The sequence below is a fragment of the Pseudoalteromonas sp. AWH4_217 genome, from assembly GCF_056161105.1.
The window spans coordinates 139,417-158,505 of the sequence record NZ_JBSWYM010000009.1; the positions used below are offsets into that span (position 1 = coordinate 139,417).

Below are 19,089 nucleotides of genomic sequence, written 5' to 3' on the forward strand. Positions count from 1 at the left end.
AGACAAAATGAGTAAAATACTCAGCTGTACCTAACAATAAAGGTCAATCTTTGGCCTCGTTAGCCATTTGGTATATAAAGTTGAGCTTATTGATAAAGTCCTCTTTATTCTTCTCGTGCTGGTAATCCATATGATAAGTATTGTGAAAACCAAACCTGAGTAACAAAGCACTGCCTTCAAGATAGATGGTATAGCCATCGGGATCTGAGTAGGCACGGATCCCCTCAAACAGCTTACCGTTTTCCTCTGCTTCACCATGTTGCTGAATATATTCATATACGGCGAGTATTTGACGACTATCGATTTCATTTTTCATATCTTACTCCTGTCATAGCAATGGGTTTGCAACTTCCTTCGACCAGGGCACCAAACCTAACTGAATTCAACTGGCCCTGGTTCCACTGTAACCTAAGCTGTGGCAGGATCAATGTCTCTGACCGCATTTTAGGAGTTGTTTTGCAGTTACATTTTTTAGGGACTTCATCAGGAAGCCCGAGTCTGAGCAGAAATATGTCAGCAACCGGCGTCAGTTTCGACAAAAGCAAATCCTGGTTGCTGGTAGACTGTGGAGAAGCGACTCAGCACCAGCTTCTAAAGTCCGATTTATCCGCCTATCACTTAAGTGTGATTTGTATCAGCCACCTGCATGGCGATCATTGTTATGGTTTACCGGGTTTACTCGCGTCTATGGCCATGTCAGGCAGGCAAGCTCCGGTTCATCTTATTGCCCCTCAGGCGGTCATCCAGTTTGTTATGTCGACACTGGCAGTAACTCAAGTGGCTTTGCCGTTTAGTCTGTATACGATGCCAATTGAGCAAAATGATCAGTTAGTGTGTTTTGAGTTTTGTAAGATAGAAATTATTGCGCTGAAACACCGAGTGCCCAGTTTCGGATTCAAAATCACAGAAACTGGCATCCCGCGTAAATTAAGAGTGGCCCAGTTGGCAAAGGACGGTGTTACAAGCGGTCCACATTACAACTCCCTGCAAAAAGGTCAGGATGTCAATTTTGCAGGGCGACAACTACGCGCTGATACTTATGCCTTTCCCAGCTGGCAGCCTAGAGTGGTGATTATTTGCGGCGATAACGAAAAACCTGCGTTGTTGACACCCCATTGCGCCGAAATTGACATGTTGGTTCATGAGGCAACGTTTACCCACTCTGACCTTATGAAGGTCGGCACGCACACAGGGCATAGCGATGCTAAACGGGTTGCGCAGTTTGCACAGCAGCAAAACGTCAGTGCATTAACTCTGACTCATTTTAGTGTCAGATATCATGGTGAAGGCATGCTGGAAGCACTTGAGCAGGAAGCCAGAGCTTATTTTCAGGGTACATTGCATCTGGCTTTCGATTCTTTGGTGGTGACTATTCCCAAACGACTACTTTCTGAGTGAACAGAATAGGCCCCAGTCTTGTTCAACCTGGCTTGCATAATGGTTTGCTGACGCGATAAGTTCGGTTTTATACTCCGGCATGATGTCACAGACAACTTGCTGGAACATCAATGAGCGACGGTCGCCACGCATATGTGCATAGGCCAGGGCTTTGGCACAGGCTTCTGTATACTGACTCAAGCCATTGCGCTCAGCGGCACGTTTGCCTAACACAATGTGCTCCGGATCAATGCCAACGCGGGCATGATGGCGGGAACGTACTAGCCAGTGGACTCCTTGCCATAACGCATCATCCAGAACCAGATCGGGCCTGCGCTGCATCTGACGCTGGCAATTGACCGTCAGGTGAGCATGATTGAGTCGATTTGTTGGGCTCAGGTCGGCATTATAATGTAAGGGGGCGGCGAGTCTTTGCTGCTTGACTTCGACTATGTGGTATAGCTCAGCTGAAGAGCAACATTTCGGACCTACCAGTAAGTAATAACGTTTGAGATTATTCGACCCCGTGCCAGCATCAATGCGCTCAACGCAATCGACTATCTCGTCGTCAACATATGGGCGGAAATATTCAACTAAGGTATTGTACAAATCTTCATGAAGCCGAGAGAATTTCTCACCATTGTCCTTAAACCTAAGAGGGGTAGTGTTGAGATCTACTTCTTTGGCCAGGCTACTTTTTAGGTTAAATGCGACGCCCCCGACCAGGCGCTGCAGGCCCTTTTGCCAACGCTTGTGTAATATATGCTCCTGGTTGAACTCGGTCAGGGCACTTTGATTATTGTTTTCTCCCCGCAATGAGGCCTGGCAGGTAGCCACATAACTGTCAATGAAAGTCTGTTGGGCCTGATTAACCTGTGCCGAGTCCGCCAGCGGCTTTTGCCTGAGCTTTAAATCATCGCTGGAGCTCTGAAGCAAGGCACCCTCTTGCTGGGCAAGCGGTATGCTGACCAAAAAACGCAGCAGATCCCAAACTGCATGACCAATACAGGCATCATCAAAATCGTTGGGTGAAAAAACCAATGTCTCACCATGAGAGCCTTCTTCACTCAAAAAGCCAAAATTACTGGCATGACAATCCCCCTGGACATAAGTCAGGGGTAACTCAAACAGTGGTTGTGGCAATGTAATGACATCATTGGCAATGTCTCTGTACATTAAAGGGGCGCTGCCACGGAAAAAACGGAATGCGCTCGACGCCATTTTAGTGTGTTTAGGCAAAGTCATGCTTGGGTGTGTACCATCATGGTGATCAAAATATTGACCCAGTACATCTGCTCTTTCCATTAGTCCTTCCTCTTATGTTTGATACCTAAATGCTCTTTTGCCAGTTTAACCACATTTGGGTCAACCGGAGGCGGTGTAATATCGACCCCCTCACTTAGCGTTTTAACTAGCGTTTTTAGTACTTCTACCCGGGTATACCATTTGTGCTCTGCAAGTACCAGATGCCAAGGCGCTTGTTGGGTATCGGTCAGGGTAAACATGTCATCTACAGCTTGCTCATATTCTTTGCGTTTATTGCGATTTCTAATATCTTCTTCTGTCAGTTTCCAGCGTTTGTAGGGGTTGTTTAGTCGTTCCTCGAAACGTTTGAGTTGCTCGTCGGCGCTGATATGTAAAAATAGTTTTACCACTTTGACGTTGTCATCATGGAGCAGGCGTTCAAATTCATTGATTTCCTGGTAAGCACGCTGCCACTGCGTTTGTGTCGCAAACCCTTCAACACGTTCTACCAGCACTCGGCCGAAATAGGAGCGGTCAAAAATAGTCAGCGTGCCGGCTTTGGGCAACTTGTTATAGAAGCGATAAAGATAGTGTCTGCTTTGTTCTTCTTCTTTGGGGGCACTGATGGGGAAAACCTGATATCCTCGAGGATCCAGGCGTTCAGTAATGCGGCGGATAGCGCCGCCTTTACCTGCGGCATCCCATCCTTCAAAGATAATCAGCGCCCTGTGGCCCTGATGGTAATACGCTTGTTGCACATGTAGCAGCTCATTCTGCCAGTATTTGAGTGCCTGACGATAGGCCTTTTTGTCATCCAGCGCAGGATGTTCCAACGGTGCCTTAACCGTGATTTTGCGATTCAATAGTACACTTAACTTTGGTTCAATATTCACAGCTGCACCTCGTTGGCAGTTTATACTGTCATGACCGCGACACGTTGTCAGCTAAACAGCTTCTACGCTAGCTCACATAAATGACAGTTTAGTTAAGGTCATTATCCGACAACAGAAAACTTAACCTGTAATCTGCCCTGAAACAACCGGTGTGTGGTCACATACTGACATAGTTTTTGCTGTGGAGTATTGATCTGGCAAGGGAAATAGATTTGACTGACAATAAAAAAGCAGCCGATTGGCTGCTTTAACAAGTTACTGTGATATACGCTTAACGTGCGTTAGTACTCTCGAAAATCTTGTCGGCTGATGCAGCAACAAAGCCCGTGTAGATCTCGCCATCTGGCTTGTTGTAGCGTAGTGCGAACTCGTAGAAACAGCTTGGAATGCTGAATTCACCATCGCTGAAAGCAAGGGTATGGTGGTCTGCCAGAGTAGATGACTGTTCAAGTAGCACTTCAGGAGAACCTTTGATCTCGCCGCCCGATGCGTTTAGTTCGAATCCAGCATCTTTCAACGCTTGGTTTACGGACTCAATAGTCTCGAAGTTGCCCAGATGGTTAATACTGACTGTAAAGTGGTTAGCACGGTAGCCCCAGGCTGCCATCCAGGCTGCGTATTCAGACTCGGCCAGAAGTTGTTTGTAAGTTTCATGGCTGACCTGCCAGTGCGTACCTGAATACAGGAAGTTGTCAGCAGTGACGGCGCTCTCATCGATTTGCTCAACAAGTTCGTTCACAATGGCTTGAAGTTCTTCAGAGCACTTTTCAACCAACAGCTCAGAGATGAATACTTTTGGCTTAGTCGGGTCGCTGTGTTCGAAATGTTTAGCGTATAGTTTTTTAGCTTCGAAGTGGTATTCACCGCACTCTGTATAGCCTACCGCTTTGAAATGAGCAGCCAGTTTTTCCAGGCCAATTTTTTCGTGGTTAAAGGTACGCAGTGCAATATGATCGTTGATCACGTCATCTTGCTGTGTAGAACCAAGTAGTTCGTGAACTTTAACAGCAGAAGGAGTAACTTCAAGGTAGTTATTCCATAGTTTTTCAAATAAGCTATCTACATTGTTGTGCATAATGACAATCCTTAAAATGGCGGCTCAGCCGCGTTAAATGTTACGACTAAGCACGACGCAAACGTTTAATTCAGTTGTGACATCAGGCGAAGATATTGGTTAGTCAAATAACCTGATGTACTAATGTGTATCAGAGTATAAACCCGCTGATTTCATCGCCCTCACAGACTTGAAGTGCTGTTGCAATGTCGGCACTTACTTTGAACGTGCTGGAGTCCGCGCACCACCTAACCTGAGTGGCAAAAGTAGCCCTAAAATCGGCTAAACGACAGTTAGAAACAGACCAGGTTTCGCTTCCCGTTATACTAAGTTCAGCTGAGCTGACGATGCGTGCACGACCGCGTTTAGTTTCACGTACCGTTTTAATGTTGTGCAGTCTGGACTCAACGGTTGGACCTGCATCGAATAAATCAACATAGCCTCGGTGTTCGAACCCCTCTTTTTGCAGCAGTCGCAGGGCAGGCTTGGTTTTTTCGTGCACCTGACCTATTACTGCCTGTGCCTTCTTGCTAAGTAAGTTTGCATAGATCGGGTACTTTGGCATTAGCTCACTGATGAATACTTTGTCACCGAGCCCGACGAGATGATCAGCCTGAGGAAATTCAATGCTGAAAAAGTGTTCCTGCAACCATTGCCAAAATGGTGAATGTCCGTCTTCATCACTGACGCCACGCATTTCGGCAATCACGGTATCGCTGAAGCGTTCGGCATGCAGTGCCATAAAGTTAAAGCGCGTGCGAGACAAAAACCGGCCGGCCAGGCCCTGACGGAATGGCTCTCTCAGGAACAAGGTACAGATCTCGGACGCACCTGTGTAGTCATTGCACATGGTCAGGATGTCGACTGTGTTGTAAACATTCAGGGTGCGCGAATGGTGAACTGTTTTGCCTAAGTGATAGTGGTACAGCGGGGTTTGCATGCCAACTGCAGCTTCAATTGCGGTGGTGCCTAAGATCTCACCACTGTTGCTGTCTTCCAGTACAAACAAATAGCCTTCGTCGGTACGCAAGCCGGCAGTTTTTTTAAAGCTGTTTTCTGAGCGTGCAATTTTACTGCTTAGTAAATCATCATCAACAGGCAGGGACGTGAATCCGTGGCCAGACTCGACAGCGATGGTTTTTAAAGCCGCAAAATCTTTTTCTGAAATAGGTCTGAGTACTTGCATAGATTTAGCAGGGCGCTTTCGCGCCCCTCACCATTAACCGTTCACAACATCCGCTACTGCCAGCTCAAAGCGAGCCAGACCAGCCTGGATATCTTCATCCGGAATCACCAACGATGGTGTGAATCGAACCACATTCATACCTGCAACCAGTGCCATCAAACCATGCTTGCCGCTGGCAACCAGGAAGTCACGGGCGCGACCATTAAACTTGTCGTTCAGAACTGCTCCAAGCAGTAGCCCTTTACCACGTACTTCGCTAAATACATTATACTTTTCGTTGATAGCAGCAAGGCCGTCACGGAATAGTTGCTCTTTACGTTTTACGTCTGCCAGTAATTGCTCATCATTAACAGTGTCGAATGCAGCTTCAGCTACCGCACAGGCTAGTGGGTTACCACCGTAAGTCGAACCATGAGTACCGATTTTTAAGTGTTTGGCAATGTCTTTGGTTGTTAGCATTGCGCCAATTGGGAAACCACCACCCAGTGCCTTAGCCGTAGTAAGGATATCAGGTGTTACGTTCAGACCCTGGTATGCATACAGGTCACCTGTACGGCCAACGCCAGTTTGTACTTCGTCAAAAATCAGCAGTGCGTTATGTTTATCACATAATTCGCGTACGCCCTGAATGAATTCCTGGGTGGGTGGAATGATACCGCCTTCACCTTGCAACGGTTCCATCATGACCGCGCAGGTTTTGTCAGAGATTAGTTTGGCAAAGGTCTCAAGGTCATTGTAGTCAACATGGGTCACATCTTGCGGTTTAGGTCCAAAGCCATCTGAATATGCAGCCTGACCACCTACGGTAACCGTGAAAAATGTACGACCGTGGAAGCCTTTATTGAATGCGATGATTTGAGTTTTTTCTTCTGAAAAGTTATCAATTGCCCAACGGCGTGCAAGTTTCAGTGCTGCTTCATTGGCTTCTGCGCCTGAGTTGGCAAAATAGACTTGCTCACCAAAAGTGGCGTCTGTTAGTTTTTTCGCCAAGCGAAGAGCTGGTTCATTGGTCATCACATTTGACAGGTGCCAGATTTTCTCACCTTGTTCTTTCAGCGCGTTAACCAAAGCAGGGTGACAATGGCCAAGACAGTTTACGGCGATACCACCAGCGAAGTCGATGTACTCGTCGCCTTTTTGATCCCAAACACGTGAACCTTTCCCTTTTACAGGGATCACTTCAGATGGATTGTAGTTTGGTACCATTACTTCGTTAAACAACTCGCGATTCACTTGCATGATGACTTCCTCTTAATAAATCTTTACTTCTTCAGGGCTATTTTGGGCGCTCATCTGCAACAGACGAATCCGCATTCCCCGCTTTTTTGTCATTATTACGCGTTGTGTTGTCAATTTGCAGTGCAAAAATAAATAAAATGATTAAAATAACGATCAAAATGACGATTGAAGTTTTCACAATGATCCATTCACAAGACGAACGTTTACTTTCTGAACTGAGGAAAAATGCCCGTGCCAGCATCTCTGAGCTGGCAAGAACGCTTGATATGTCCAGGACAACGGTCCAAAGTCGTTTACAAAAATTGGAACAAAATGGGGTGATCCAAGGCTACAGTGTTGAGCTGGGCAGACAATATCAGGCGTCTCAGGTTGCTGCCCATGTGTCTATTAAGGTCAGACAAAAACTGACCGCACAAACCAATAATGCACTTAAGCAGATCAATAATATCTCGGCTTTGTACGCCATCAGCGGCGAATACGATATGATTGCGGAGGTGGAAGCACAAAGTCTTGAACAGCTGAGCCAGCTGCTCGACGACATAGGGAACCTGGAAGGGGTAGAACGCACGACTTCTTCGGTGATTCTGGAAACCAAGTTTAAGCGCTAGAGAGCTCATGATGGCTTAACTGGATTCAGGCAGCCACACACTGGTTCCTGTAGAAGCAATATGGTTCATGTTACTTTTAAGCACTTTGTTACCCACTCGGCTCGAGGTTTCGGGGCGCGAGACCAGGTAACCCTGAACACAGCGTATGCCCATTTGTTTAACCAGCTCAAACTGATCAACCTGCTCGACCCCTTCGGCAACAATTTTAAGGTCCAGCTGTGCACCGAGCTCGCTGATTGAATTGAGTATCTTGTAATACTTAGGATTGTCCTTTGCCTGAGAAATAAATAGCTTGTCAATTTTGATAACATCAATTGGCAAGTCTGCCAAAGTGCTCAGTGAGCTAAACCCAGTACCGAAGTCATCAATAGCAATAGTGACGCCCGCTGCACGGCAGCGCTCCAGCTGAGCGATGATTTCATTGCTTGCGGTGATCAGCGTTGACTCTGTTATTTCCAGCATTAAAGAGGTGGGAGGCAGACCAGTTTTTTCTAAAGCAGCCATCACCCAATCGAAAATAGCGCGGTGTTTGAGCTGGATCCCAGAGACATTAACCGAGATGCGTACTCGTTTCATCCCCGCATTGTGCCAGGCCGACATCTGGCGACAAGATTCCAGTAAAATCCAGTCACCAAGATCCAATATGAGATTCGACTCTTCGGCAATAGGAATAAATTCAGAAGGAGGAATAAGCCCTTCAATCGGATGATGCCAACGAGCCAAAGCTTCAAAGTAATCGATTGAGCAATCTTCCACATGGACTATGGGTTGAAATGACAGGTGGAAGTTCTGTGACGCAATTGCCAGTCGCAACTCTTCCAGCAAGTAATGATAGCGTCTGATTTTGTTACCCATTTCCGGCGAATAAACTCGGAAGATACCCCGGCCATCCGTTTTTGCCCGATACATAGCAACATCAGACATCTGCAGCAAGGCATTTGGGGTCGCTGCGCTGTCTGGGTATACCGCAATACCGATACTTGCGCTGATTTTAACCAGTTTGTTACCCAGTACAAAATCACGCTCAATTTCTCCAAGAATGGTCTGCGCCACTTCAGTGCAAAACCCAGTATCTTTCAAGTCTGGTATAAAGATAGAAAACTCATCGCCACCAAGTCGCGACAGGTTTTGGTCTAGTCCATGCACAGCATGAAGTGCTTGCAACTGATACTGGCGTACTACCTGGCATAAACGCTCGGCAACCTGAATTAATATTTCATCACCAAAGCTGTGCCCGAAAGAATCGTTCACCTGCTTAAATCCGTCCAGGTCGATAAATAATAAGCCACATTTACTTTGCTGTTGCTCAGCCATCGCCAACTCATTGCTGATGTGCTCAATGTAAGCGTGGCGGTCTATCAGCTTGGTTAGTTTGTCCTGGAAGACATGGCTGTCAGTCTTTATTTTTATACGCTGAATATTGCTCGCTATGGTATGAACGGCGTGACTTATTTGGGCTACTGACCCCCCAATTGGTAGGGCTTTGTAATCTATTTCAAGATTACCAATGATATCTTGCAGGTCTCGGTCAATATCGGATAGCGCTTTGGTTCGTGTATGTTGTTGTCTTAATTCGCGCAATCTGGTCAGAGTGAGTAACAGCATCACCATAATCAGTAACAGCAAAACAGGCGAAGAGAGAACGCGAGTTAAGACGTGCTTTACAGTCACCGAAACGGTGCCCATTTGATCTTGCTTAATCAGGACATGTGTTTGGCTGTTTACATCTAAAAAACGTTGATCAGGGAACAGAAACCCAAACCACGGTGTATGTTCAGTTTGTGCGCTTAAGGGCTGTTTATGCAATGCCACAGTGGTACGACCGGTTTGAACGTCGACTACATGTTTTGTAAACAGCAGGCTAATGACGATGCCAATCACGACAAAACAGACAATACAGGTTGCTATATTTTTAAAAACACTTTGCATGATTGAGCGTATCCACCTACCTAATGAAATTCATCCCTGCCAGGAGCAGTAAGTATACTATAAATAAGCCCTAAGTATGACATGTTTTACACCTAATTCAGGGTGATCTTAATCGCAGCTCAGTGCCTCACTGTATTCTAAATTATTAATACTGCGGTGATGTGTTTGAGATCAAGTATCAATTAAATTCACTTTACACGAGAATAGTTCTCACCTAACTTTTTAACAAGTTTTGGCGCGTTTATTGCCCGTATACTAATATACAGGCAGTTGTGCCAGCTTTCTAAGTGAAAATCACCACATTTGTGCAAGACTGGACTGTCATTGCACTGTAATGAAGCGTACACACTGTATGTAGACAATGAGCAATTATGCTTTGTAGTTTCACAGCAACCGTTCGTCTAGCTGTAACGGGCACGGCACTGTGGCAAGGATAAACAACCTAGCGGTTTTTTGGAGCCCACAATGTTAACTAAGCGTTTTTTCAAAACAAAAAGCGAAGCGGAAGTCACGTTTGAAATCACTCATCCGGAAGCTCTTAAAGTTGAGTTGGTCGCTGAATTCAACGACTGGCAGCCTTTAACGATGAAATTCCACAAAAAAGACAAACGATTTAAGCTTAAGTATCGCTTACCGACCGGGCACGAGTATCATTTTAGATATCTGATTGATGGTGAATACTGGGACAATGACGAGCAGGCCGATGGTTATGTGCCAAACGGCTTCGGGACGCAAAACAGCGTTGTTGATACACGTAAACAGGCCTAAGCGCAATGCAAGGGCTGGATCAGCTGTTTTACCTGCATGGAATAGGCTATGACTACACTAAGTATAATGGCGAACATGTCTATTTCGATCACCAAACAAGGCTCAGCGCGCTACGCTGTTGTGGTGTAAACACCGAAAATGGCTCTCAAGTTGATGAGCTGAACTTTGATCTCGATGTCAAGCCCTGGCTCAATGTGGTCGAAGAGGTGACACTGGCTGATGCCAACAGTGGGGAGTTTTCGTTAAAGATATCTGAATCATATCGAAGTGACTCTATCGTTATTCGTATTCCGGAACTGTCTTTGTCTGTCACTATCGGATTGTCACAAGCACCGGTGTGCGGTGACTATCGCTATGAAAGTCAGACTTATCTTGAGGTTAAAGTTAGGCTAGGTCAGCTGCCAGTCGGCTATTTTGAAACGGAAATAGAAGGGCCGTTTGGGACAAAAACAACACAATTGTGGTCAGTGCCACCACGCTGCTACACAATAGAAAACGACCACGAAAAACGAGTTGGCCTGTCGGTTCAGCTTTACACTTTGTGCAGTGCACGTAATTCAGGCATAGGCGATTTTAGGGATCTATACCAGCTGATAACCAGTGCTGCTGCCAATCAGTGTGACTTTATTTTGCTCAATCCACTTCACTTGCTATTTGAAGCGCAACCAGAGCGGGCAAGCCCCTATAGTCCTTCTCACCGCTGTCTGATTAATCCTTTGTATATTGCACTGGATTGGAGCGTTGAATCGCTCAGCAAAGACTATCATCTGGTTATTGAAACGAGTGATGAGTCTGCTCAGAGCAGCCACCGTGGAGACTACATTGACTATTGCGCCGTAGCTGAGGTGAAGTACCGTCAGTTAACGCACTTGTTTGAGCAATGCCAAGGTGTACGAGCAGTTTGCGAGGCAATCGAAGCGTTTAAACTAAGCAGAACACAGGCGTTAGACCTGAGTTTTCTTAGCGAGCGAGAATGGTTTTTTCAGTGGCTGGCCTATGAGCAATTAAGCGCATGCCAGTTGCTTACAAAGGCATCTGGGATGGTGATTGGGCTGATCAATGATCTCGCTGTAGGGTGTGCAAAAGAAGGGCATGAGTTTGCTCAAAATGACGCACTATTCGCACGAGGAGCCAATGTTGGCGCGCCACCGGATCCATGGGCGGAATCAGGGCAGAACTGGGGGCTTCCAGCCCTGAATCCAGTCACCTTGAAACAAGGTAGGTACGCCTATTTTCGCTCATTGGTGAAAAGCAACATGATGTCCGTTGGCGCACTGCGTATTGACCACGTTATGGCTATCAGGCGTTTGTGGTGGTGTTTTGAAGCCGACGGTCAGCAAAGCGGGTGCTATGTTTACTATCCGTTTGAACATTTACTGGCCATTTTGAAGATTGAATCTCATCTCAATCAGACTATGGTGATAGGAGAGGACCTGGGCATTGTGCCGTCTGAAATATCAACCGCCATGGAGGAGTCAAATCTCTACGGCAATATTTTGATGTATTTCGCAAAAGATCCGTGTGGTCATTTTAAGCCAGCTCACCAATATCGTTCAGATACGTTACTGATGGTCGCCAATCACGATGTTGCGCCGTTTTTTGCGTGGTGGAATTGCTTGGATGTAGGTCTCAGAAAAGAATACCAATTGTGTAATGAACAAGAAGCTGCGCAGATGGCGCTGACAAGAAATGAAGATAAAGAGCGCCTGTTATCCTGGCTTGAGCTAAGTGCAATGCAAGCTGAGCAGATTAAAAGCGACGCTATGCGTGTGTACTGTGCGGTTCTTAAGAAGCTAGCTGCGAGTCCGAGCAAATTACTGGCTATCCAGCTGGACGATCTGGAACAGCAACAACTACCCGTCAACATCCCTGGCACAGACCGGGAATATCCCAACTGGCGCCGACGTTTGGCTGTAGAGGCAGAGCAAACAATCAAGCAAAACAGTGACTTAATGACAGAAATTAAAAGGATCAGAGAGCAGGCATGAATTCAGCGAGTAAGACGCCCATTATTACCCACGACTATGCAGCACAGATCTCGGCACTAAAAGCCGGGTGTTTTCGTGATGCCTTCTCTTTTCTCGGTTTACATAGTGCCGGGCAGGGATCCATTATCCGAGTATATGTGCCCGGTGCACTGTCAATCACTGTTTTGCATGACAAACAACTGACCGAGCTTCACAGAATAAACGACTCTGCATTGTTTGTGATGCAGTTTGGCCAACCGGTTTCTTCAGGTTACCTGCTGAGAATCGAATACCCTGAAGCGACGATTACAACTCGGGATGCTTACGATTTTAGCAGTGCGCTTGACGAGGCTGCCATGTACCTGTTTAACGAAGGGTCGTTAGAGCACGGTCATTTGCATTTTGGCGCCCGTGCTATTTCACATCAGGGGTGTGCAGGTACCCAATTTTGTGTTTGGGCGCCGAACGCACGTAGTGTATCTGTGATAGGTGAGTTTAATCATTGGCAGGCTACCCAGCATTTTATGCGCTTTCACCCTGCCAGTGGCGTGTGGGATCTATTTGTGCCGCATCTTACGGGCGAGCAGGGATACAAATACTCCATTGTTGGAGTGGATGGTGTTGTGACTGAACGCGCTGACCCATATGCAATCAAAATGCAACAGGCCCCAGGCACCGCAAGCGTTATTCAGCCTGAGCAGCATAATCTGCCTCTCAGCCAGCAGGAGCAGGAGCGGCGTCGTGAGCGCAACGCTGTTGATGCGCCCATCACAATTTATGAAGTGCATTTAGGGTCGTGGAAACGCAGAGCTCAGGAAAATGGTCGATATCTGACATACCGTGAACTGGCTGATGATTTACTGCCTTATGTGAAGAGCCTAGGGTTTACTCATATTCAGCTTATGCCTGTCAGTGAGTATCCTTTCGATGGTTCCTGGGGATACCAGCCTGTGGGGTTATTTGCGCCAACCAGCCGGTTTGGTAGCCTAGAAGATTTCCGCTATTTCATTGGGCAGTGTGCTGAGCTGGACCTGGGCATATTAGTCGATTGGGTCCCAGGGCATTTTCCCTCTGATCCACATGGATTACATCGTTTTGATGGCACACACCTTTATGAACATGCCGACAGCCGGCAGGGCTTTCACCCTGACTGGAATACTTATATCTATAACTATGAACGACCAGAAGTTAAGAGCTTTTTACTTTCCAATGCAAATTACTGGCTGGACGTATTTAAACTCGATGGGCTAAGAGTCGATGCTGTGGCCTCTATGCTTTACCTGGACTATTCTCGCAAAGATGGTGAATGGGTTCCAAACCAGTTTGGTGGCAGAGAAAATCTGGGGGCGATAGACTGCATCAGAGCGGTGAATACACGCGGATATGGCCGGCATCCACATATTATGATGGTTGCAGAGGAGTCAACTGCATGGCCTGGTGTTACTCAAACGGTTGAGCACAATGGGTTGGGATTTGGTTACAAGTGGAATATGGGCTGGATGAATGACAGCTTAAGCTATATGCAGCGAGACCCCGTTCATCGTAAATATCACCATCACGAAATGACTTTTTCAATGGCCTATGCTTACTCGGAAAACTATATTTTACCTCTGAGTCACGATGAGGTCGTGCATGGTAAAGGTGCATTATTGAGTAAAATGCCAGGTGATGACTGGCAACAATTCGCCAATTTGCGTGCCTATTATGGTTTTATGTATGCGCACCCAGGTAAGAAGCTTTTGTTTATGGGCAGTGAACTGGCTCCGCGTACAGAGTGGGATCATAATTCAGGGTTGGACTGGACGCTACTGGAATCACCAGCGCACAATGGTATATACCAGACTATCAAGTCCTTGAATCAACTTTACACTAACTCCCCGGCTTTGTTTGAGCTTGATAACTCGGCGTGCGGATTTCAGTGGATAGATTGTCACAATGGTGAACAATCGATTTTAAGCTTTGCCCGTTTCGGCAAATCACGCGCAGATCTCATGCTGGTGGTGTGTCATTTTACGCCGCAGGTTTTGTACAGCTATCGGATTGGTGTGCCTCAGGCAGGTATCTATCAGGTCGTGTTTAACTCGGATGACGCTGATTTATATGGCAGTGGCATAACCCCCGTCGCACATCAACAGCAAATGCTGCAGAGCAAAGCAATTGGTAGCCATGGCTTTGAGCACAGCATAGAAATAACGATTCCTCCGTTAAGCACCGTGTATTTACAGTATTTGGGTACTGACGAGTCATGTTAACGTCGCACCGAGGCCAATCTGCCCCATTAGGTAGCTCATTGCACGAACAAGGCGTGAACTTTGCTGTATATGCCCCAGATGCGACTGAGGTACAGCTATGCTTGTTTGATCAAAGCGGGCACAGTGAAATCGCCGCGCTTACAATGTATCGTCATGAGGGAGGCTTGTGGTCTGTGTTTGTCTCTCCGCTGCGCGCAGGTGCTTTGTACGGTTTCAGGGTCAAAGGTCTCTATGATCCCGACAAAGGCCAACTGTTTAACCATCACAAGTTGTTATTGGATCCCTATTGTAATGACTTTCAGGGCGAGTTTACCTGGAGTGAGCGACATTTTTGTCACTTGCCAGTTGGGACATTCAACACCAGCGATAACGCGGTGGATATGCCCAAGTCCAGGGTTGAAGATATACCCAGATATGACGGGGCAAGGCCCGGTATTCCCTGGTCTAAAACCCTCATTTATGAGTGCCATGTGCGAGGCGCTACGCAACAATGTGAGTTTGTGCCGAAGCATTTGCGTGGCAAGTTCCTGGGGCTTAGCCACAGCAATTTTGTGGCACACCTTGCCAGCCTGGGTGTTACAACACTTGAGTTATTGCCATGTCATGCATTTATTTCTGAGCAGTTCTTAACAGCCAAAGGGTTAAAAAACTACTGGGGTTATAACTCACTGAGCTTTTTTGTCCCCCATAAAGCCTACCTGGTTGACGGACAAATCAAAGAATTCCAGCAAATGGTGCGAGAGTTGCACCGGGCCGGGATAGAAGTGATCCTGGACGTGGTTTATAACCACACAGCGGAGGGGGGAATGGATGGCCCGATGTTGTCACTCAAAGGGTTAAATAACACGGGTTACTATCGCATGGTGGGTGAGCCGGCAAACTATATTAACGACACCGGGTGTGGCAACACGCTTAATATAGACGATCCTTATACCCTAAAATTGGTTGTAGATAGCCTGAGATACTGGGTTGAATATATGGGGGTGGATGGATTTAGGTTTGACTTAGCAACGATCTTGGCGAGGACCGAACATGGCTTTACTCAAAACCATGCATTTTTACAGGTACTCACACAAGATCCTGTGCTGAGCAAAGTAAAGTTGATTGCAGAACCTTGGGATGTAGGACCAGGAGGCTATCAACTAGGCGGTTTTCCATCACCCTGGCGCGAGTGGAATGACAAATATCGGGATACTGTGAGGCGTTTTTGGCGTGGGGATGCAGGGACTTTGTCAGAATTGGCTAAGCGGGTACATGGTTCGCATGAGCTGTTTGAACACAACCAGCGTGGGCCGCTCAATTCCGTGAACTTCCTTACCAGCCATGATGGATTTACGCTGGCGGACTGGGTGAGTTATGAGCAAAAACATAACTTTGCCAATGGGGAAGATAATCGCGATGGTCACAGTGAAAATATCTCCTTTAATTGTGGTGTAGAAGGTGAGACTGAACACGGACATATCCTCTCGTTAAGGCTTCAAATTCAGAAAAGTGCGCTCATAACGCTGATGATGTCCAAAGGCGTACCAATGTTGGCGGCAGGCACCGAAATTGGCCACTCACAGCAGGGCAATAACAACGCCTATTGTCAGGACAATGAAATTAGCTGGCTAGACTGGCCTGCGAGCATCGTTGGGCGCCGAACTCAAAATAAAAGGTTGACTGACTGGTGCGCCAAAGATGAGGCCAGTGTGCTATGCGACTTAATGTCTAGGCTTCAGAAGTTAAGGTGTGATTACGCCATATTCCATCATCCATTTTATATTCATACCAAAGATGAGCGGTTCAATATTAGCTGGTTTGGCAAAAATGCAATGCCTATGACTGAAGGTGATTGGCATGACAGCCACAACAAAACGCTTATCTATATGCTGACAGATACGCTTAGAAAGCAAAATTTGTTAGTGATATTGCACGCCGGAAACGACGATCTGCAGGTCAAGCTACCCGTGATTCCAGGAACAATCTGGAAGCTGCTACTGAGTTCAGTACATCCTACTGAAACCAGCGATAATGGCCATCAGACTCAAACCCTGAGCGCACACAGTGCCTGGGTATACCAATCTCTTAACGAGGATCTCAAGAATGACTAAGAAAACGTCAAATGTGTGTGTTGTAAAGCATTGGCAGGAAGCCCCAAAGCTGGACGAGAGTACGCTTGCGGATGATCTGATGCGACACTTTTACTATACCCTAGGGCGCGACAAAGTTGGAGATTCAAAACACTATTTATTTCAGGCACTGGCGCTGACAGTCAGAGATCGACTGGTGGCCAGATGCAGAGCAACCAATCAATACCTGGCAGACAACAATTGTAAGCGGGCAGCCTATTTGTCGCTGGAGTTTTTGATGGGGCGGGCATTAGGTAACGCAGTACTCAGTCTTGACCTGGAGAAGCAAACTCGTGATGCACTTAAAGAATACTGCACTGAATTTGAATCCGTGGAACAGGCCGAGCACGATGCTGGTCTCGGGAACGGAGGTCTGGGTCGTCTGGCTGCGTGTTTTTTGGATAGCTGTGCAACGCTTGCGTTACCCGTGATTGGTTATGGGATCCGTTACGAATATGGCATGTTCAATCAGTCGTTGGACCAAGGGTTCCAGGTTGAGCATCCGGACAACTGGCTACGTGAGGGGCATCCCTGGGAAATGCCTGCACCGGAGCAATCCCGAGTGATTAAGTTCTTTGGTCATGTAGAGACTCACCAGGATAAACAAGGTCGCTCTCATCGTATCTGGGTGAATACTCAGGATGTACTGGCAGTACCTTACGATGTGCCGATCCCTGGTTACCGAAATGGGGTTGTCAACACCCTGAGACTCTGGAAATCAGAGGCTACGGATGAGTTTAACCTAAAAGAGTTCAATGCCGGAAGTTACTCTGAAGCGGTTGCCAAAAAGAATCTGGCAGAGCAAATCACTATGGTGCTATACCCAAATGACAGTAGCGAAAACGGAAAAGAGCTCAGGCTTAGGCAGCAATACTTCCTTTCCAGTGCTAGTTTGCAAGACATACTACATCAATGGGTGGAGCAACATGGAGATGATTTCAGTGAATTTGCCGATTTACATGTTTTCCAGCTTAACGATACACACCCAAGTATCGCAGTTGCTGAGCTGATGCGTCTGCTGGTCGACGAACATGAATTGGAGTGGGAGGTTGCCTGGTCGATCACGACCTCGACTATGGCGTATACCAACCATACATTATTACCCGAGGCGCTTGAAAAGTGGTCTGTAGCCTTGTTTTCACGCCTGCTACCCAGGTTACTTGAGATTATTTATGAAATTAATGCGCGTTTCTTATCTGAGGTCGCACTTATGTGGCCAGGTGACATGGAAAAACAGCGTGCATTATCTTTGATAGAAGAGGGCGATTATCCTCAGATCCGTATGGCTTATTTAGCTATTGTGGGTAGTTATTCGGTAAACGGTGTCGCTGCACTGCATACTGAGTTACTCAAATCCGGACTCTTTCACGACTTCTACCAACTTTGGCCTGCTAAATTTAACAACAAAACCAATGGGGTAACACCCCGACGCTGGCTGGCGTATTGTAATCCAGCGCTGGCTAAACTGATTACCAGTAAAATTGGAGAGCAATGGCAAGCTGATTTTTCCGAAATAAAGACTTTGCGACGTTATTACGACGACAGGGCTTTTCAGACGCAGTGGCAGTCCGTTAAGGAAGGTAATAAGCGTAAGTTAGCACAACTTGTTAAAGCGCGATGTGGCGTTGAATTTGATGCCAAGATGATGTTCGATGTTCAGGTTAAACGGATCCATGAATACAAGCGTCAGCTATTGAACATATTGCACGTCATTTCTTTGTACGACCGCATTCGTCGCGGTGATACGCAAAACATGGTACCACGCTGCGTGCTTTTCGGCGGAAAGGCAGCCCCCGGTTACGCCATGGCCAAACAAGTGATTAAACTCATTAATAATGTCGCTAATGTCGTTAATAAAGACGAACAGGCTAATCCTTTGTTAAGAGTAGCATTCTTCCCAAATTATAATGTCACAGCGATGGAAACAATCTGTGCAGCAACCGACCTGTCAGAACAAATATCAACGGCAGGGAAGGAAGCATCGGGAACCGGCAATATGAAGTTCATGATGAACGGCGCACTGACCATAGGCACTTTGGATGGTGCAAATATTGAAATCAGAGAGCAGGTGGGGGCGGATAATTTCTTTCTATTTGGTGCCACTGCTCAGCAGGCAGATGAGGTCCGTCAGCACTATGACCCCAATGCCATTATTCAGTCCAGCCAAGCTTTAAGCAATACGATGACTTTGCTAGAAAGTGGTCATTTTAACTTGTTTGAACCTGGTATTTTTAACGACATCATTGCCTCTATTCGCAGTCCCCACGATCCCTGGCTGGTCGCGCACGATTTTGATAGCTATCTAGAAGCTCAGCAACGAGCCGCTGAAACCTATCAGGACCAGTCGCAGTGGCTGCGAATGAGCATACTTAATACGGCCGCTAGTGGCAGCTTTTCTAGCGATCGAACTATTCAACAATATTGTGACGATATTTGGCGCTTAACCCCAATGCAGTAGAT

General features: G+C 46.7%; 15 protein-coding genes. 7 read left to right on the forward strand and 8 right to left on the reverse strand.

The annotated features are described in order from the left end of the window. Nucleotides 1-43: 43 nt before the first annotated feature. A complete protein-coding gene (locus tag ACXAH1_RS12990; RefSeq protein ID WP_054016679.1) occupies nt 44-316 on the reverse strand; it encodes a DUF3081 domain-containing protein in 273 nt (90 codons plus the stop codon). A 140-nt stretch (nt 317-456) separates the two neighbouring features. Between ACXAH1_RS12990 and ACXAH1_RS12995 the strand changes: the two genes are divergently transcribed. After that, nucleotides 457-1,398: a ribonuclease Z gene (locus tag ACXAH1_RS12995; protein ID WP_475197241.1), complete on the forward strand. Its 942-nt coding sequence runs from the start codon at nt 457-459 to the stop codon at nt 1,396-1,398. On the opposite strand, the gene ACXAH1_RS13000 is transcribed toward ACXAH1_RS12995, so the two are convergent. From ACXAH1_RS13000 to ACXAH1_RS13025, 6 genes are all read right to left on the reverse strand, one after another. Then, nucleotides 1,384-2,682: a DUF2252 family protein gene (locus ACXAH1_RS13000; RefSeq protein ID WP_475197242.1), complete on the reverse strand. Its 1,299-nt coding sequence runs from the start codon at nt 2,680-2,682 to the stop codon at nt 1,384-1,386. The two genes, ACXAH1_RS12995 and ACXAH1_RS13000, sit on opposite strands and share 15 nt — an antisense overlap. After that, nucleotides 2,682-3,515 (reverse strand): polyphosphate kinase 2 family protein, encoded by an 834-nt coding sequence (locus ACXAH1_RS13005; RefSeq protein ID WP_475197244.1) that lies wholly within the window; start codon nt 3,513-3,515, stop codon nt 2,682-2,684. The genes ACXAH1_RS13000 and ACXAH1_RS13005 overlap by 1 nt, the downstream gene beginning before the upstream one ends. A 271-nt stretch (nt 3,516-3,786) precedes the next feature. Continuing rightward, nucleotides 3,787-4,590, reverse strand: coding sequence for a 2-oxoadipate dioxygenase/decarboxylase family protein (locus ACXAH1_RS13010; protein WP_475197246.1), 804 nt, complete (start codon nt 4,588-4,590; stop codon nt 3,787-3,789). Between the two features lie 130 nt (nt 4,591-4,720). Next, nucleotides 4,721-5,755, reverse strand: coding sequence for an arginine N-succinyltransferase (gene astA, locus ACXAH1_RS13015; protein ID WP_475197248.1), 1,035 nt, complete (start codon nt 5,753-5,755; stop codon nt 4,721-4,723). A 33-nt stretch (nt 5,756-5,788) separates the two neighbouring features. After that, a complete protein-coding gene (locus tag ACXAH1_RS13020) occupies nt 5,789-6,994 on the reverse strand; it encodes an aspartate aminotransferase family protein (RefSeq protein WP_475197250.1) in 1,206 nt (401 codons plus the stop codon). Nucleotides 6,995-7,031: 37 nt separating this feature from the next. Further along, complete coding sequence (locus ACXAH1_RS13025) at nt 7,032-7,172, reverse strand: hypothetical protein (protein ID WP_475197251.1); 141 nt, start codon at nt 7,170-7,172, stop codon at nt 7,032-7,034. Nucleotide 7,173: 1 nt separating this feature from the next. On the opposite strand from ACXAH1_RS13025, the gene ACXAH1_RS13030 reads away from it, so the two are divergent. Next, nucleotides 7,174-7,602, forward strand: a complete 429-nt coding sequence (locus tag ACXAH1_RS13030; RefSeq protein WP_138552029.1) for an Lrp/AsnC family transcriptional regulator — start codon at nt 7,174-7,176, stop codon at nt 7,600-7,602. A gap of 15 nt (nt 7,603-7,617) precedes the next feature. Here the strand turns inward: ACXAH1_RS13030 and ACXAH1_RS13035 are convergent, their stop codons facing one another. Continuing rightward, nucleotides 7,618-9,531, reverse strand: a complete 1,914-nt coding sequence (locus tag ACXAH1_RS13035; RefSeq protein ID WP_475197252.1) for a putative bifunctional diguanylate cyclase/phosphodiesterase — start codon at nt 9,529-9,531, stop codon at nt 7,618-7,620. A gap of 465 nt (nt 9,532-9,996) precedes the next feature. Here ACXAH1_RS13035 and ACXAH1_RS13040 point away from each other — a divergent pair, with 465 nt between their 5' ends. Genes ACXAH1_RS13040 through ACXAH1_RS13060 form a run of 5 tightly spaced genes read left to right on the forward strand, consistent with a single transcriptional unit; the run spans nt 9,997 to nt 19,087 of the window. After that, nucleotides 9,997-10,299 (forward strand): isoamylase early set domain-containing protein, encoded by a 303-nt coding sequence (locus tag ACXAH1_RS13040; RefSeq protein WP_253049967.1) that lies wholly within the window; start codon nt 9,997-9,999, stop codon nt 10,297-10,299. Nucleotides 10,300-10,304: 5 nt separating this feature from the next. Then, on the forward strand, nt 10,305-12,287 hold the full coding sequence (malQ, locus tag ACXAH1_RS13045; protein WP_475197254.1) for a 4-alpha-glucanotransferase: 1,983 nt from the start codon (nt 10,305-10,307) through the stop codon (nt 12,285-12,287). Beyond that, entirely contained in the window at nt 12,284-14,518 is a 2,235-nt protein-coding gene (glgB, locus tag ACXAH1_RS13050) for a 1,4-alpha-glucan branching protein GlgB (RefSeq protein ID WP_475197255.1), read from the forward strand. The genes malQ and glgB overlap by 4 nt, the downstream gene beginning before the upstream one ends. Further along, entirely contained in the window at nt 14,512-16,611 is a 2,100-nt protein-coding gene (glgX, locus tag ACXAH1_RS13055; protein WP_475197256.1) for a glycogen debranching protein GlgX, read from the forward strand. Before glgB ends, glgX begins: the two co-directional genes overlap by 7 nt. Then, nucleotides 16,604-19,087 carry a glycogen/starch/alpha-glucan phosphorylase gene (locus tag ACXAH1_RS13060; protein ID WP_475197258.1) on the forward strand — a complete coding sequence of 828 codons (2,484 nt, stop codon included), beginning with the start codon at nt 16,604-16,606 and terminating at the stop codon, nt 19,085-19,087. The genes glgX and ACXAH1_RS13060 overlap by 8 nt, the downstream gene beginning before the upstream one ends. Nucleotides 19,088-19,089: the final 2 nt, after the last annotated feature.

Coding starts and splice junctions, on each gene's coding strand:
- glgX (WP_475197256.1), top strand. CDS start 14,512: ATGTTAACGTCGCACCGAGGCCAATCTGCCCCATTAGGTAGCTCATTG.
- ACXAH1_RS13030 (WP_138552029.1), top strand. CDS start 7,174: ATGATCCATTCACAAGACGAACGTTTACTTTCTGAACTGAGGAAAAAT.
- malQ (WP_475197254.1), top strand. CDS start 10,305: ATGCAAGGGCTGGATCAGCTGTTTTACCTGCATGGAATAGGCTATGAC.
- ACXAH1_RS13060 (WP_475197258.1), top strand. CDS start 16,604: ATGACTAAGAAAACGTCAAATGTGTGTGTTGTAAAGCATTGGCAGGAA.
- ACXAH1_RS13000 (WP_475197242.1), bottom strand. CDS start 2,682: ATGGAAAGAGCAGATGTACTGGGTCAATATTTTGATCACCATGATGGT.
- glgB (WP_475197255.1), top strand. CDS start 12,284: ATGAATTCAGCGAGTAAGACGCCCATTATTACCCACGACTATGCAGCA.
- ACXAH1_RS13010 (WP_475197246.1), bottom strand. CDS start 4,590: ATGCACAACAATGTAGATAGCTTATTTGAAAAACTATGGAATAACTAC.
- ACXAH1_RS13020 (WP_475197250.1), bottom strand. CDS start 6,994: ATGCAAGTGAATCGCGAGTTGTTTAACGAAGTAATGGTACCAAACTAC.
- ACXAH1_RS12990 (WP_054016679.1), bottom strand. CDS start 316: ATGAAAAATGAAATCGATAGTCGTCAAATACTCGCCGTATATGAATAT.
- astA (WP_475197248.1), bottom strand. CDS start 5,755: ATGCAAGTACTCAGACCTATTTCAGAAAAAGATTTTGCGGCTTTAAAA.
- ACXAH1_RS13040 (WP_253049967.1), top strand. CDS start 9,997: ATGTTAACTAAGCGTTTTTTCAAAACAAAAAGCGAAGCGGAAGTCACG.
- ACXAH1_RS13035 (WP_475197252.1), bottom strand. CDS start 9,531: ATGCAAAGTGTTTTTAAAAATATAGCAACCTGTATTGTCTGTTTTGTC.